At 72.7% G+C, this 15,006-nt stretch carries 17 protein-coding genes; 13 read left to right on the forward strand and 4 right to left on the reverse strand.

Annotated features, from left to right (window positions below; translation table 11 throughout):
* Positions 1–233 precede the first annotated feature (233 nt).
* Both AB0953_RS23630 and AB0953_RS23635 read left to right on the forward strand, forming a co-directional pair.
* Entirely contained in the window at positions 234–1,406 is a 1,173-nt protein-coding gene (locus tag AB0953_RS23630) for a ferrochelatase (RefSeq protein ID WP_366861528.1), read from the forward strand.
* 118 nt (positions 1,407–1,524) lie between these two features.
* Entirely contained in the window at positions 1,525–2,313 is a 789-nt protein-coding gene (locus tag AB0953_RS23635; RefSeq protein ID WP_366861586.1) for an inositol monophosphatase family protein, read from the forward strand.
* Between the two features lie 113 nt (positions 2,314–2,426).
* Here AB0953_RS23635 and AB0953_RS23640 read toward each other — a convergent pair whose 3' ends face one another.
* Entirely contained in the window at positions 2,427–2,594 is a 168-nt protein-coding gene (locus AB0953_RS23640) for a hypothetical protein (protein ID WP_366861529.1), read from the reverse strand.
* A 246-nt stretch (positions 2,595–2,840) separates the two neighbouring features.
* On the opposite strand from AB0953_RS23640, the gene AB0953_RS23645 reads away from it, so the two are divergent.
* The 4 genes from AB0953_RS23645 to AB0953_RS23660 all read left to right on the forward strand — a co-directional run bounded on the left by AB0953_RS23645 (position 2,841) and on the right by AB0953_RS23660 (position 6,365).
* A complete protein-coding gene (locus AB0953_RS23645) occupies positions 2,841–3,494 on the forward strand; it encodes a response regulator transcription factor (protein WP_030154340.1) in 654 nt (217 codons plus the stop codon).
* A gap of 5 nt (positions 3,495–3,499) precedes the next feature.
* Positions 3,500–4,747, forward strand: a complete 1,248-nt coding sequence (locus tag AB0953_RS23650; protein ID WP_366861530.1) for an ATP-binding protein — start codon at positions 3,500–3,502, stop codon at positions 4,745–4,747.
* Between the two features lie 403 nt (positions 4,748–5,150).
* On the forward strand, positions 5,151–5,447 hold the full coding sequence (locus AB0953_RS23655; RefSeq protein ID WP_114054577.1) for a DUF4193 domain-containing protein: 297 nt from the start codon (positions 5,151–5,153) through the stop codon (positions 5,445–5,447).
* Between the two features lie 12 nt (positions 5,448–5,459).
* On the forward strand, positions 5,460–6,365 hold the full coding sequence (locus tag AB0953_RS23660) for a hypothetical protein (RefSeq protein WP_366861531.1): 906 nt from the start codon (positions 5,460–5,462) through the stop codon (positions 6,363–6,365).
* A gap of 26 nt (positions 6,366–6,391) precedes the next feature.
* Here the strand turns inward: AB0953_RS23660 and AB0953_RS23665 are convergent, their stop codons facing one another.
* Positions 6,392–6,865 carry a DUF3093 domain-containing protein gene (locus AB0953_RS23665; RefSeq protein ID WP_366861532.1) on the reverse strand — a complete coding sequence of 158 codons (474 nt, stop codon included), beginning with the start codon at positions 6,863–6,865 and terminating at the stop codon, positions 6,392–6,394.
* 58 nt (positions 6,866–6,923) lie between these two features.
* Here AB0953_RS23665 and AB0953_RS23670 point away from each other — a divergent pair, with 58 nt between their 5' ends.
* The 7 genes from AB0953_RS23670 to AB0953_RS23700 all read left to right on the forward strand — a co-directional run bounded on the left by AB0953_RS23670 (position 6,924) and on the right by AB0953_RS23700 (position 13,514).
* Positions 6,924–7,508 (forward strand): PaaI family thioesterase, encoded by a 585-nt coding sequence (locus AB0953_RS23670; protein WP_366861533.1) that lies wholly within the window; start codon positions 6,924–6,926, stop codon positions 7,506–7,508.
* The gene (gene dut, locus AB0953_RS23675; RefSeq protein ID WP_366861534.1) at positions 7,508–8,041 is read left to right on the forward strand and encodes a dUTP diphosphatase; all 534 of its coding nucleotides are present in this window, start codon (positions 7,508–7,510) and stop codon (positions 8,039–8,041) included. The genes AB0953_RS23670 and dut overlap by 1 nt, the downstream gene beginning before the upstream one ends.
* 1 nt (position 8,042) lies before the next feature.
* A complete protein-coding gene (locus tag AB0953_RS23680) occupies positions 8,043–8,819 on the forward strand; it encodes a DUF3710 domain-containing protein (RefSeq protein ID WP_366861535.1) in 777 nt (258 codons plus the stop codon).
* Between the two features lie 207 nt (positions 8,820–9,026).
* Positions 9,027–11,603, forward strand: a complete 2,577-nt coding sequence (locus AB0953_RS23685) for a sensor histidine kinase KdpD (RefSeq protein WP_366861536.1) — start codon at positions 9,027–9,029, stop codon at positions 11,601–11,603.
* The gene (locus tag AB0953_RS23690) at positions 11,600–12,286 is read left to right on the forward strand and encodes a response regulator (protein ID WP_366861537.1); all 687 of its coding nucleotides are present in this window, start codon (positions 11,600–11,602) and stop codon (positions 12,284–12,286) included. The genes AB0953_RS23685 and AB0953_RS23690 overlap by 4 nt, the downstream gene beginning before the upstream one ends.
* Positions 12,287–12,329: 43 nt before the next feature.
* Positions 12,330–12,749, forward strand: coding sequence for an OB-fold nucleic acid binding domain-containing protein (locus AB0953_RS23695; RefSeq protein WP_366861538.1), 420 nt, complete (start codon positions 12,330–12,332; stop codon positions 12,747–12,749).
* A gap of 3 nt (positions 12,750–12,752) precedes the next feature.
* On the forward strand, positions 12,753–13,514 hold the full coding sequence (locus AB0953_RS23700) for a DUF3159 domain-containing protein (RefSeq protein ID WP_366861539.1): 762 nt from the start codon (positions 12,753–12,755) through the stop codon (positions 13,512–13,514).
* Positions 13,515–13,572: 58 nt separating this feature from the next.
* Here the strand turns inward: AB0953_RS23700 and AB0953_RS23705 are convergent, their stop codons facing one another.
* Together AB0953_RS23705 and AB0953_RS23710 are read right to left on the reverse strand one after the other, a co-directional pair.
* Positions 13,573–14,235, reverse strand: a complete 663-nt coding sequence (locus AB0953_RS23705; RefSeq protein WP_366861540.1) for a TrkA family potassium uptake protein — start codon at positions 14,233–14,235, stop codon at positions 13,573–13,575.
* Complete coding sequence (locus AB0953_RS23710) at positions 14,232–14,900, reverse strand: TrkA family potassium uptake protein (protein ID WP_366861541.1); 669 nt, start codon at positions 14,898–14,900, stop codon at positions 14,232–14,234. The genes AB0953_RS23705 and AB0953_RS23710 overlap by 4 nt, the downstream gene beginning before the upstream one ends.
* Positions 14,901–15,006 lie beyond the last annotated feature (106 nt).

Consider the following 15,006-nt stretch of genomic DNA (forward strand, 5'->3'; position numbering starts at 1 on the left):
GGCCCATACAGGTTATGACCGCCGAGAAGGCACCCGCACGGGGAGGAAGCAGAGGAACGCAGAGGAACGCAGAGGAACGCAGAGCGGCGCAGAGCAGCACACAACGACGCAGGACGACGCTCGACAGGCAGAAGAATACAGACGTGAAGTAAGGGTCCCCTTACTTGCCGGGGCGGGGCCGCCCCGGCGGGCCCCGTTCCCCGCCCCGGGCCCCGGGTGGCAGGATGCGACGCATGTCTGACCAGCTCCCCGCCACTGCGTCCGCTTCCGCGGCCCAAGGCCCCGCCGCCCCCTACGACGCCCTCCTGCTGCTCTCGTTCGGCGGCCCCGAGGGACCCGACGACGTCGTTCCGTTCCTGGAGAACGTCACCCGCGGGCGCGGCATCCCCCGCGAGCGGCTCAAGGAGGTCGGGCAGCACTACTTCGGCTTCGGCGGCGTCAGCCCGATCAACGCGCAGAACCGCGCGCTGCTGGACGCGCTGCGCAAGGACTTCGCCGAGCACGGGCTGGACCTGCCCGTGTACTGGGGCAACCGGAACTGGGCGCCGTACCTGACCGACGCGGTGCGGGAGATGGCCGCCGACGGGCGCCGCCGCATCGCCGTCCTCGCCACCAGTGCGTACGCCTCGTACTCGGGCTGCCGCCAGTACCGCGAGAACCTTGCGGACGCCCTTGCCGCGCTGGAGCAGGAGGGGGTGGCCCAACTGCCGCGCGTGGACAAGCTCCGGCACTACTTCAACCACCCCGGCTTCGTGCAGCCGATGGTCGACGGAGTGCTGGCGGCCCTGGAGTCGCTGCCGCAGGAGGTGCGCGCCGGGGCGCACCTCGCCTTCACCACCCACTCCATCCCGACCGCCGCCGCGGACACCTCGGGGCCGGTGGAGGACCACACCGCCGACGGCGAGGGCGGTGCGTACGTCAAGCAGCACCTGGACGTGGCCCGGGTCATCGCGGACGCGGTCCGCGCCGAGACGGGCGCGGAGCTGCCCTGGGAGCTCGTCTACCAGTCCCGCAGCGGCGCGCCGCACATCCCGTGGCTGGAGCCGGACATCTGCGACCACCTGGAGGCGCTGCACGCCGCCGGGGCGCCGGCCGTGGTGATGGTGCCCATCGGCTTCGTCTCGGACCACATGGAGGTCATGTACGACCTCGACACCGAGGCCGTGGCCAAGGCCGCGGAGCTGGGGCTGCCGGTCGCCCGCTCCGCGACGGTCGGGGCCGACCCGCGCTTCGCGGCGGCCGTCCGGGAACTGGTGCTGGAGCGGGCCGCGGCGGAGCGCGGCGAGCCCGCCGAGCGGTGCGCGCTGGGGCTGCTCGGGCCGAGCCACGACGTGTGCCCGGTGGGCTGCTGCCCGGCGCGCCAGGCCCGGCCGGCGGCCGCGGGCGCCGACAGCCCGTACGCGTAGGGGAGGGGCGAGCGTGACTTCCGAGACCCCTGACACCCGCGATGCCTCCGGGACCCCCTGGGCACCCGATGCACCCGATGCACCCGATGCACCCGATGCATCCGATGCATCCGACGCCCTGAAGGCCGAGCTGCTGGACGTGGCCCTGGAGGCCGCCAGGAGCGCCGGCGAGCTGCTGCGGGACGGCCGCCCGGCCGATCTCGCGGTCGCGGCGACCAAGAGCAGCCCGATCGACGTGGTGACCGAGATGGACCTCGCGGCGGAGAAGCTGATCGCCTCCGTCCTGGAGCGGCGCCGCCCGCAGGACGGGCTGCTCGGCGAGGAGGGCGCGGACCGGCCCGGCACCAGCGGGGTGCGCTGGATCGTGGACCCCCTCGACGGGACCGTCAACTACCTGTACGGGCTCCCCGCCTGGAGCGTGTCGGTCGCGGCCGAGTACCGCGGCCGCACCGTCGTCGGCGTCGTCGCGGCGCCGATGCGCGGGGAGACCTTCCGCGCGGTGCTCGGCGGCGGCGCCTGGCTCGGCGGCGTCCGGCTGTCCTGCCGGGCGGCGGCGCCGCTGGACCAGGCGCTGGTGGCCACCGGGTTCGCGTACCTGCAGGCCCGCAAGGAGCAGCAGGCGGAGGTCGCCCGGCGGGTGGTCCCGCGGGTGCGGGACATCCGGCGGGGCGGTTCGGCGGCCCTGGACCTCAGCGACGTGGCCGCTGGGCGGCTGGACGGCTACTACGAGCGCGGGCTCAACCCCTGGGACCTGGCCGCGGGCGAGCTGATCGCCCGGGAGGCGGGCGCGCTGACCGGCGGGCGCCCGGGTCGGCCGGCCTCGGGCGAGCTGGCCCTGGCGGCCACGCCCTCGGTCTTCGCGGCGCTCCAGCCGCTGCTGGAGGAGGCCGGCGCCTGGCACGACTAGGAGCCGCCCCGCGGGCGGTTGTCCGGCGCCCGACATGGGGGAACCCCGGCCGCCAGGTGGGCGGCCGGGGTTCCGACGGGGCCGGATCCGGGTCCGGTGGGGCCGGGTACGGGTCAGACGGCGGAGACGGGGACCCCGTATTCGGCGGCGAGCCGCTTGAGGTCCTCCAGTTCTGCCTGTTCCACGTCCGCGAGGAAGTCGTCGCCCGTCTCACGGGCGTGCTTGAGGTCGGACTGCGTGGTCCTGATGCGCTGCAGGAGACCCGCGGTGAATGCGTCCATGGTGGGTTCGCCCCCTCTTCGTGGGTCGGCGGCGGCACAAGGCTGTCCGCCGTCAGGGAGTGGTCGGGGTGTGCTCACGTCCTCCCCGGCACCCCGGTCGCAGAAACCTCGCAAGCGCAAGGAATCCTCACGTCCGCCCCGGGAGCGGCCCCCGAGTGGCGCCTTACAGCCGGTTTACGGCTGAAACGGGCAGGATGGACGGCGCAACACACGTGTGCCCTGGAGGGCTCGGAGGAAGGAAACGACGTGCGCGTACTCGTCGTCGAGGACGAGCAGCTGCTCGCCGATGCGGTGGCCACCGGACTGCGCCGGGAGGCCATGGCCGTGGACGTCGTGTACGACGGCGCCGCGGCCCTCGAGCGCGTCGGGGTGAACGACTACGACGTGGTCGTGCTCGACCGGGACCTGCCGCTCGTCCACGGCGACGACGTCTGCCGGAAGATCGTCGAGCTCGGCATGCCCACGCGCGTGCTGATGCTGACCGCCTCCGGCGACGTGAGCGACCGGGTGGAGGGCCTGGAGCTCGGCGCCGACGACTACCTGCCCAAGCCCTTCGCGTTCAGCGAGCTCACCGCGCGCGTGCGCGCCCTCGGGCGGCGTACGACCGTCGCCCTGCCCCCGGTGCTGGAGCGGGCCGGGATCAAGCTCGACCCGAACCGGCGCGAGGTGTTCCGCGAGGGCCGCGAGGTGCAGCTGGCGCCCAAGGAGTTCGCGGTGCTGGAGGTCCTCATGCGGAGCGAGGGGACCGTCGTCTCCGCCGAGCAGCTGCTGGAGAAGGCATGGGACGAGAACACCGACCCCTTCACCAACGTGGTGCGGGTGACGGTCATGACCCTGCGGCGCAAGCTCGGGGAGCCGCCGGTCATCGTGACCGTGCCCGGTTCCGGGTACCGGATCTGACGCGGGTGGCAGCGACCCCGGCGCCACCGTCCGCGCCGCCGAAACCGACCTGGGACCCCGGCCAGCCCGAGGGTCCCTTCCCTTGGCTGCGGCCGACCATCCGCATACGCCTCACGCTGCTGTACGGCGGCATGTTCCTGATCGCCGGCATCCTGCTGCTGTCGATCATCTACCTGCTGGCGGCGCAGGCGCTGCGGGAGGGCAACGCCCTGCCGTTCAAGATCGTCAGCGTCAGCGGGCAGAAGATCGTGGTCTCAAGCCCGAACTGCCCCGGCGTGACCACCGACCAGGTGGACCAGTTCAACGCCGCGATCCAGTCCTGCATCCTGGAGCAGCGCCGGCACGCGCTGGACGATCTGCTCAGCCGGTCGCTGATGGCCCTGCTGGGCCTCAGCATCATCGCCTTCGCCTTCGGCTACGCGATGGCCGGCCGGGTGCTCTCGCCGCTCGGCCGGATCACCCGCACCGCCCGCCGCGTCGTCGGCTCCGACCTGACCCGGCGCATCGAGCTGGACGGCCCGGACGACGAGCTCAAGGAGCTCGCCGACACCTTCGACGAGATGCTGGACCGCCTGGAGCGGGCCTTCACCGCCCAGCAGCGGTTCGTCGCCAACGCCTCGCACGAGCTGCGCACGCCGCTGGCGATCAACCGGACCCTGCTGGAGGTGCACCTGTCCGATCCCGGTGCCCCGGTGGAACTGCAGCAGCTGGGCAAGACACTGCTGGCCACGAACGAGCGCAGCGAGCAACTGGTCGAGGGCCTGCTGCTGCTCGCCCGCAGCGAGAACCAGATCGTCGAGCGCAAGCCGGTGGACTTGGCGGAGGTCGCCTCGCGCGCCATCGACCAGGCGCGGGCGGAGGCCGCGGCCAAGGGCGTGGAGATCCGCGGCGAGCGCGCGATGGCCGTGGTCCAGGGCAACGGCGTCCTGCTGGAGCGGATCGCGCTCAACCTGGTGCAGAACGGCGTCCGGTACAACGTGCCGGAGGGCGGCTGGGTCGAGGTCGTGACCGAGGTCCAGCACGGCGAGGCGGTCCTGGTGGTGTCGAACACCGGTCCGGTGGTTCCCGCGTACGAGGTGGACAACCTCTTCGAGCCCTTCAGGCGGCTGCGTACGGAGCGCACGGGCAGCGACAAGGGTGTCGGGCTGGGGCTGTCCATCGCGCGCTCCGTGGCGCGCGCTCACGGCGGCCGGATCACGGCGACCCCGAGAGAGGGCGGAGGGCTCGTGATGCGTGTCACTTTGCCCCTGTGAGTCCCCGTGTGGTCCCCGTATTTTTGTTCGCCCTCGGCTGAATGATTGGCCACTGAACAAGTTGAAGACTGTGTGATCGATCACATGGCCGAGTGGTGGTCCCTGCGCGTTCGGTGACCCCAGGAGGTGCTGGAAAGCCCGGAATGACCGGCAAGTCCGGGTTTCCGGCCCCCCGGACGGCGGAAAATACACCGGGTGGCGTTTGTGCAAGACGGTCCCGGGACCGTGTACGGTCCCGGTCGTCATCCCAGCGGGTTCCTCCTTCGGGAGCGCGGCTGGGTGTCGATTGAGTAACAGACCTTGATGTGAGGCAAAATCTCCGCCTCAGGTCGGGCACAAGTCCGGCCTCTCGCGCGTTACGTGCGCTGAGACACCGCTAAATCCCAGAGGGGGAGAGCGAAACATGGCAACGGACTACGACACCCCACGCAAGACCGACGACGACGTCGACAACGACAGCATCGAAGAGCTGAAGGCCCGGCGTAACGAGAAGTCGTCCTCGAGCGTCGACATCGACGACTTCGACGCCGTGGAGGGCATGGAGCTGCCCGGCGCGGACCTCTCCAACGAGGAGCTGGCCGTCCGGGTGCTGCCCAAGCAGGCCGACGAGTTCACCTGCATGAGCTGCTTCCTGGTCCACCACCGCAGCCAGCTGGCGCGCGAGAAGAACGGCCAGCCGATCTGCCGCGACTGCGACTGAGAGGCGTCGGCCGTGCCCGGCTCGACACCGTTTCGGAAGCTGCGCTTCCGTAAATCCGGTGAACCGGCGGAGCAGGCGGGGGCCACGGGCCCGGACACGGGCCCGGCAGCTCCGGGCGTGCCCGCCGAGCCGTCCGGCGCCGCCGTGGCGGTCCCCCCGGCGGCAGGAGCCGACGACCGCGCCCGCGAGCGGGCCGCAGCCCGTCGGCTGCAAGCCGTCAGGAACGGTGTGCGCAAGGGCGGCGAAAGCGCCAGGGGCGCCGCCCTGTACATCACCGAGCGCGTCATCGAGAACGCCCCGCGCGTTCCCGTCCGGGACCTGGCGACCCTGCGGGCGCAGTTCCCGGGCCTCGGCCCCGATCAGCTGGCCGACAAGCTGATCGCCGGCGCCGCGTACGCCACCTCCACCGTGGGTGCGGGCATCGGCGCCGCGGCCATGCTGCCCGTGCCGCCCGCCATGCCCGTCGAGCTGGCCGCGGAGATCACCGGCGTCGCCGCGATCGAGCTCAAGCTCGTCGCCGAGCTCCACGAGGTGTACGGCCTGCGGCCGCCCGGCTCCCTCAAGGACCGCAGCATGGCGTACCTCACTGCGTGGACAGAAGAGCGCGGCATCGACCTGACCAAGCCCACCACGCTCAACGCCGCCCTCGGCGGCCAGATGAAGCGCGAGCTGCGCCAGCAGATCACCAAGCGGATGTTCCGCAACCTGCCGAACCTGATGCCGTTCATGGTCGGAGCGGCCGTCGGCGCCGTCATGAACCGCCGCGACACCCGCAAACTCGCCGAGAAGGTCCGTGGCGACCTGCGCGCCCGCGCCGTGCCCTGGGACGCCCTCGGGAAGCTGCCGCCCCTGGAGCAGCCCGCCCAGCCCCTCCGCGGGGTCGGCGGGGCCGGCCCGGGCGACGCCGACCCGACCTGACGGACACCGCCGGGCGGACCGCCGCCTCAGCCGGCGGTGGCGCCCGCCTCCTGCGCCGCGCGGATCGCCGAGGCCAGCGCCTCGGGCGCGCGGGTGGAGACGTACACGTACGGGGTCGGGTCGGCCGGGTCCGTGACCGGCACCCGCAACGCCGTCGGCACGTAGCTGCGCATCAGCATGAACGCGCGGGTGTCCGCCTTGTACGTGCGCCAGGCGCGCGCCCCCTCGGCATCGAGCACCTCCGGCTCGCCCAGCGCCGACACGGGGATCCGGGCGTCGCCGGCGGCCAGCGCACCGCCCACCACGCGGATGCGCGCCGAGCCGTACGAGCTCACCAGCAGCCCCGCCAGCCCCGCGCCGCCCACCAGCCCGGCCAGCAGCGGCAGCAGCCCCAGCGGCAGCAGCATCAGCGCGCAGGCGAGGCCGATCAGGGCGGCGATGCCCCACCAGGAGCGGGGGGCGGTCAGACGTTCGTCGTGGTGTGCGGGGGAGAGCTGCATGTCCCCAAGCCTGCCACGGGGCGACCGGTGGGGATCGGCGCGGGTAAGGTCAGCGGCTGTGAGTGGACGAAACGCAGCGTTGACGCCCCCGGCCGATGCCGTGGCACCGGTCCGGCACCCCGACGCCCCGGCTCCCGGAGAGCTGCTCGGCGCGCACTACGAGCACTGCTTCGGCTGCGGCGGCGGCCAGCCGCACGGCCTCCACCTGGAGGCGCGCGCGGGCGAGGGCGTGAGCGTCACCGCCGAGTTCACCGTCAAGCCCGCCCACCAGGGCGCCCCCGGCCTCGCGCACGGCGGCGTGCTCGCCACCGCGCTCGACGAGACCCTGGGCTCCCTGAACTGGCTGCTGCGCGTCATCGCGGTCACCGGCCGGCTGGAGACCGACTTCGTACGGCCGGTGCCCGTGGGCACCGTGCTGTACCTGGAGGCGGAGGTGACCGCCGTCGCCGGCCGCAAGATCTACTCCACCGCGGTCGGCCGGACGGGCGGGCCCGAGGGCCCCGTCGCCGTGCGCGCGGACGCGCTCTTCATCGAGGTGAAGGTCGACCACTTCATCGACAACGGTCGACCCGAGGAGATCCGGGCGGCGATGGCCGACCCGGACCAGGTCAGGCGCGCACGCGCCTTCGAGGTGAACCCCTGATGTCCCAGAACCACACCCCCGTCGACGTACTGATCCGCCGGATCGACCCGGACGTGCCCATCCCGGCCTACGGCCACCCCGGCGACGCCGGCTGCGACCTGGTGACCACCGAGGCCGCCGAGCTCGCCCCCGGCGAGCGCGCCGTCCTGCCGACCGGCGTCTCGATCGCGCTGCCCGACGGGTACGCGGCGTTCGTGCACCCGCGCTCGGGTCTGGCGGCCCGCTGCGGGCTCGCGCTCGTGAATGCCCCGGGGACGGTCGATGCCGGGTACCGTGGGGAGATCAAGGTGATCGTGGTCAATCTCGACCCGCGCGAGAGCGTCCGGTTCGAGCGCTTCGACCGCATTGCCCAGCTGGTTGTCCAGCGGGTCGAGAAGGTGCGCTTCCACGAGGTGGCGGAGCTTCCCGGCTCGGCACGGGCCGAGGGGGGTTTCGGCTCCACCGGCGGTCATGCGGCCGTGGCCGGATCCGGCGCTGGTCAGCAGGGTGGGAATGGCTACGCTTCGGTCGTATCCGACCGGGAAGGACAGTGACGTGTTCGGACGTCGCAAGAAGAACGACTCCGCCAAGGACGGCGGCGCGGCCGAGCAGGTCGTGGACGGCGTGGCCGGCGATGAGCAGGACGGCGGCGCCGAGGTCGACACCGCTCCCCGCAGGGTGAACCTGCCGCCGGCCCCGCGCCCCGACGGGCCGTGGGACGTCACCGAGGTGCCTTCCCCGGCCGAGGGCCGGGTGGACCTCGGCGGCATCCTCGTACCGGGTGTCGAGGGCATGGAGCTGCGCGTCGAGGTCGCCGGTGACGCGATCGTCGCCGCGACGGTCGTGCTGGGCGACAGCGCCGTACAGCTCCAGGCGTTCGCCGCGCCCAAGAAGGAAGGCATCTGGGGCGAGGTCCGCGAGGAGATCGCCGCGGGCATCACCCAGCAGGGCGGACTCATCGACGAGGTCGAGGGCCCGCTGGGCTGGGAGCTGCGCGCCCAGGTGCCCGTGCCGATGCCCGACGGCCAGACCGGCGCCCAGCTGGTCCGCTTCGTCGGCGTCGACGGGCCGCGCTGGTTCCTGCGCGGCGTCATCTCCGGCCAGGGCGCGGTGCGCCCCGAGTCGGCGGGCGTGCTGGAGCAGATCTTCCGGGAGACCGTCATCGTCCGCGGCGACGGCCCCATGGCTCCGCGCGACCCGATCGTGCTGAAGCTGCCGAACGACGCCCAGATGGTGCCGGACGGCGTGCAGACCGAGGACCAGGAGGGCTCCCGCTTCTCCGGCGGCATGGGCCAGCTGGAGCGCGGCCCGGAGATCACCGAGGTCCGCTGACCGGGCCCACCCCCCGGCGGACCGCGCCACACCGGGCGGCGACCGCTTCCGGCCGCGGGCCGTACTCCTTCGGGGGTACGGCCCGCAGTCGTGTCCGGGCTGCGGCCGGCCCGGGGGCCGTGGCGGGTGCGTCAGGAACGCGTCAGGGATCGGCCTGCGGGCGGTCAAACGTGCGGGAACGGTGCAAACGTCCCGGAGAATGAGCGCATGGCACGCGGCAAGCTACGGATCTACCTGGGCGCGGCCCCGGGCGTGGGCAAGACCTACGCGATGCTCTCCGAGGCGCACCGCCGTGTGGAGCGCGGTGCGGACTGCGTCGTGGGCTTCGTCGAGCACCACGGGCGCCCGCGCACCGAAGTGATGCTGCACGGCCTGGAGCAGCTGCCGCGCAAGGAGCTGGAGCACCGGGGCGCCGCCTTCACCGAGATGGACGTGGACGCCGTGCTCGCCCGCCGGCCCGCCGTCGCCCTCGTCGACGAGCTCGCCCACACCAACGTGCCCGGCTCGCGCAACGCCAAGCGCTGGCAGGACGTGGAGGAGCTCCTCCAGGCCGGCATCGACGTGGTGTCCACCGTCAACATCCAGCACCTGGAGTCGCTCGGCGACGTGGTGGAGGGCATCACAGGGGTCCGGCAGCGCGAGACGGTGCCGGACGAGGTGGTCCGCCGGGCCGACCAGATCGAGCTGGTGGACATGTCGCCGCAGGCGCTGCGCCGGCGCATGGCCCACGGCAACATCTACCGTCCCGACAGGATCGACGCGGCCCTGTCGAACTGGTTCCGGCCCGGGAACCTGACCGCGCTGCGCGAGCTCGCCCTGCTGTGGGTGGCGGACCGGGTCGACGAGTACCTCCAGGAGTACCGCGGCGAGCACGGCATCCGCGCCACCTGGCAGGCCCGCGAGCGCATCGTCGTCGGCCTGACCGGCGGGCCCGAGGGCGGCACGCTGATCCGGCGCGCCGCGCGCATGGCGGCCAAGGCCTCGGGCAGCGAGGTCCTCGCCGTGTACATCGCGCGCAGCGACGGGCTGACGGCGGCCTCCCCGAAGGAGCTCGCGGTCCAGCGGACGCTGGTCGAAGACCTGGGAGGAACGTTTCACCACGTCATCGGCGACAACATCCCCGACGCCCTGCTCGCCTTCGCCCGCGGGGTCAACGCCACCCAGATCGTCCTGGGCTCCAGCCGCCGCAAGGCCTGGCAGTACGTCTTCGGTCCCGGCGTCGGCGTCACCGTCGCCCGCGAGTCCGGGCCCGACCTCGACGTGCACATCGTCACGCACGAGGAGGCCGCCAAGGGCCGCGGCCTGCCCGTGGCCCGCTCGGCCGCCCGGCTCGGCCGGACCCGGACCGTCGCCGGCTGGATCACCGGCCTCCTCTGCCCCGCCCTGCTGGCCCTGCTGCTCACCCACGTCGACGCCGACCCCGGCCTCGCCAACGAGATGCTGCTGTTCCTGGCGCTGACCGTGGGCGCGGCCCTGCTGGGCGGGCTCCGGCCGGCGCTGGCCTCGGCCGCCTTCGGCTCGCTGCTGCTGAACTACTACTTCGCACCGCCCGTGCACCGCTTCACCGTCTCCGACCCCAAGAACATCGTGGCCATCGCGGTCTTCTTCGGCGTGGCGGTCTCCGTGGCCTCGGTGGTCGACACCGCCGCGCGGCGCACCCACCAGGCCGCCCGGCTGCGCGCCGAGTCCGAGATCCTCTCCTTCCTCGCCGGGAGCGTGCTGCGCGGCGAGACCAGCCTCGAAGCCCTGCTGGAGCGGGTCCGCGAGACCTTCGCCATGGAGTCCGTGGCCCTGCTGGAACGCGGCAGCGAGGTCGAGCCCTGGCGTCCGGCCGGCAGCATCGGCCCGCGCCCGGCCGGCCGGCCCGAGGAGGCCGACGTGGACATGCCGATCGGCGAGCACATGGCCCTGGCGCTCTCGGGGCGGGTCCTGCCCGCCGAGGACCGCCGGGTGCTCGGCGCGTTCGCCGCCCAGGCCGCCGTCGTCCTGGACCGCCGGCGGCTCGTCGACGAGGCCGAGGAGGCCCGGCGGCTCGCCGAGGGCAACCGGATCCGCACGGCGCTGCTCGCCGCCGTCAGCCACGACCTGCGTACGCCCCTCGCCTCGATCAAGGCCTCCGTGTCCTCCCTGCGCTCCGACGACGTGGACTGGTCCGAGGAGGACCGGGCCGAGCTGCTGGAGGGCATCGAGGAGGGCGCGGACCGGCTCGACCACCTGGTGGGCAACCTGCTGGACATGTCCCGCCTCCAGACCGGCACGGTCACCCCGCTGATCCGGGAGATCGACCTCGACGAGGTGGTCCCCGTCGCGCTGGGCGGCGTACCGGAGGACAGCGTGGTCCTCGACATCCCCGAGACCCTGCCGATGGTGGCGGTGGACCCGGGGCTGCTGGAGCGCACCGTGGCCAACATCGTCGAGAACGCGGTGAAGTACAGCCCGGCGCGCGCCCCGGTGCTCGTCGCGGCCAGCCACCTCGGCGACCGCGTCGAGCTGCGGGTCGTCGACCGCGGGCCCGGCGTGCCCGACGAGGCCAAGGACCGCATCTTCGAGCCCTTCCAGCGCCACGGCGACGCCCCGCGCGGCGCCGGCGTCGGCCTCGGGCTCGCCGTCGCCCGCGGCTTCACCGAGGCCGTCGGCGGCACCCTGGCCGCCGAGGACACCCCCGGCGGCGGCCTGACCATGGTGCTCACCCTGCGGGCCGCGGGCCGCGGCCCGGCCACCGCGGAGCCGGCCGGTCCGGCCCGCCCCGCCGACCCCGTACGACAGAAAGCAGGACCCTCATGACCCGGGTGCTCGTGGTGGACGACGAGCCGCAGATCGTCCGAGCCCTCGTGATCAACCTCAAGGCGCGCAAGTACGAGGTCGACGCCGCCGCGGACGGGGCCGGGGCCCTGGAGCTCGCGGCCGCCCGCCACCCCGACGTGGTCGTCCTCGACCTGGGCCTGCCCGACATGGACGGCGTCGAGGTGATCAAGGGGCTGCGCGGCTGGACCCGGGTGCCGATCCTGGTGCTGTCCGCCCGGCACAGCTCCGACGAGAAGGTCGAGGCCCTGGACGCGGGCGCAGACGACTACGTCACCAAGCCCTTCGGCATGGACGAGCTGCTCGCCCGGCTGCGGGCCGCCGTGCGCCGGGCCGAGCCCGCAGCCGGCTCCGGCGAGGACGGCATCGTCGTCGAGACCGACGGCTTCACCGTCGACCTGGCCGCGAAGAAGGCGGTGCGCGAGGGCCGCGACGTACGGCTCACCCCCACCGAATGGCACCTGCTGGAGGTGCTCGTGCGCAACGGCGGCAAGCTCGTCGGCCAGAAGCAGCTGCTCCAGGAGGTCTGGGGGCCCTCCTACGGCACCGAGACGAACTACCTGCGCGTGTACATGGCCCAGCTGCGCCGCAAGCTGGAGGCCGACCCCTCCCACCCCCGGCACTTCATCACCGAACCGGGCATGGGCTACCGCTTCGAGAAGTAGCGGGGGCTTCGAGAGGGGGTGCGGGCGCCGGTACGCTTCCTGTATGAGTGCTGAACCGCGTCCCGAGAAGTCCGCCACCCGGGTCAGGCCGGCGGGCCGGTTCCGCCGGATGATAGAGCGGCTGTCCACCTCCCAGGAGGAGCTGCATTCGGCGGAGCTGCAGGAGGACGCAGAAGCCGCGGGGTGCACGCGGATCTGCGATTCCCACGACCGCCAGATAGTCAAGGTCACCGGGACCCTGCGTACCGTCACGCTCCGGCCCCGGGCCGGCGTGCCCGCCTTGGAGGCGGAGCTCTTCGACGGGTCCGCCGCACTGGACGTGGTCTGGCTCGGGCGTCGCTCGATCGTGGGAATCGAGCCCGGCCGCCGGATGATCGCTTCCGGGCGGATCGCCATGAGCCACGGCCGCCGGGTCCTCTTCAACCCGAAGTACGAACTCCGACCGCTCGGACAGGAGCACTGACCGGTGACGTCACTCGACAAACCGTCCACCCCGGGGGCCGCTCCGGGGTCCGTGCCCGGCGCGGACCCCGCCGGCGACGACCAGCACGCGGTGACCCGGGCGGCGCTCTTCGACGCCTTCGGCGGCATCCGGGGCACCGTGGAGACGATGCTGCCCGGCCTGCTCTTCGTGATGATCTACACGGTCAACAAGGACGTGAAGATGTCCGCGATCGCGGCGGGCGCCGTCGCGGTCCTGCTGGTGATCGTGCGGCTGCTGCGCAAGGACACCGTCAAGCACGCCTTCAGCGGGGTCTTCGGCGTCGGCGTCGGCGTCGCCTTCGCCTTGTTCACCGGCACCGCCAAGGGGTTCTACCTGCCGGGCATGATCTACGGCGCCGGGCTCGGCGTGGCGTTCACGCTGTCGGCGCTGGTGGGCTTCCCGCTGCTGGGCGTGATCCTGGGGCCGGTCTTCAAGGAGAACCTGTCCTGGCGGACCCGCAACCCGGGGCGCAAGAAGGCGTACACCAAGGCCAGCCTGGCCTGGGGCCTGATCTTCCTCGCCAAGTACGCGATCCTCTTCCCGCTGTACTGGTGGGGGGACGCGACCCAGCTGGGCTGGGTGCTCATCGCGCTGAAGCTGCCGCCGATGGTGCTGGCCGTGTACTTCACCTGGGTCTTCCTGGCCAAGGCGCCGCCGCCGATCGACGTGATCGCCGAGTACGAGGCCGAGGAGGCCGCGCAGAAGGCGGCCAAGGCCGCGGGGGCCCGGGAGCGCGGGGCCTGAACGCCCACGGACGGGGCGGGGCAGCGATGCTGCCCCGCCCCGTCCGTTTGCCTCTTGCCTAGCGGCGGGCCTGGAGGAGGTCCTCCAGCTGCCCCTCACGGGCCTGCGCGGCCACGAACAGCAGCTCGTCGCCCGGCTCCAGGGTCTCCTCCGCGTGCGGGGTGAGGACCCGGTTGCCGCGGATGATCGTGACCAGCGAGGTGTCCTCGGGCCAAGTGATCTCGCTGATCTGGGTCCCGGCGACCGAGGAGTCGGCCGGCAGGGTCAGCTCGACGAGGTTCGCGTCACCGTGGCTGAAGCGCAGCAGGCGCACCAGGTCGCCGACGCTGACGGCCTCCTCGACCAGGGCGGACATCAGGCGCGGCGTGGAGACCGCGACGTCGACGCCCCAGGACTCGTTGAAGAGCCACTCGTTCTTCGGGTTGTTCACGCGGGCCACGACGCGCGGGACCCCGTACTCGGTCTTGGCCAGCAGGGACACGACCAGGTTGACCTTGTCGTCGCCCGTCGCGGCGATGACCACGTTGCAGCGCTGGAGCGCCGCCTCGTCCAGCGAGGTGATCTCGCACGCGTCGGCCAGCAGCCATTCGGCCTGGGGCACCCGCTCCACCGAGATGGCGGTCGGCGCCTTGTCCACCAGGAGCACCTCGTGCCCGTTCTCCAGGAGCTCGCCCGCGATGGAGCGGCCCACCGCGCCGGCTCCGGCGATCGCGACCCTCATGCGTGTGCCTCCTCGGGGCCCTCGGCGAACGCCGCCTCGACCTTGTCGATCTCGTCCGTGCGCATCATCACGTGGACGAGGTCGCCCTCCTGCAGGACCGTCTGCGACGTCGGCAGCATCGCCTCGCCCAGGCGGGTGAGAAACGCCACGCGGACGCCCGTCTCGTCCTGCAGCCTGCTGACCTTGTGGCCGATCCACGCCGGGGAGGTGTGGACCTCGGCGAGCTGCACGCCGCCGCTCGGGTCCCGCCACAGCGGCTCGGCGCCCGAGGGCAGCAGCCGGCGCAGCATCTGGTCGGCGGTCCAGCGCACGGTCGCCACGGTGGGGATGCCGAGGCGCTGGTAGACCTCGGCGCGCTTGGGGTCGTAGATGCGGGCGGCGACGTTCTCGACACCGAACATCTCGCGCGCCACGCGGGCGGCAATGATGTTGGAATTGTCACCACTGCTGACGGCCGCGAAGGCGCCCGCGTCCTCGATTCCGGCCTCGCGCAGCGTGTCCTGGTCGAAGCCGACGCCGGTGACGCGGCGGCCGCCGAATCCGGCTCCCAGCCGGCGGAATGCTGTGGGGTCCTGGTCGATGACCGCGACCGTATGCCCCTGCTGTTCCAAGGTCTGCGCGAGGGCGGAGCCCACCCTTCCGCAGCCCATAATGACGATGTGCACGGCCGTCCTTCCGGCTGTCAGCGCTCGCTGGTTCCCAGCCTCATTGCATCTCTGGCTTAACAGGGTCTCAGACCATGGCCCAAGCTACACACGGGTGGTCACCCTT

Origin of the sequence: Streptomyces sp. NPDC046866 (assembly GCF_040704625.1) — a bacterium.
Lineage (GTDB): Bacteria > Actinomycetota > Actinomycetes > Streptomycetales > Streptomycetaceae > Streptomyces.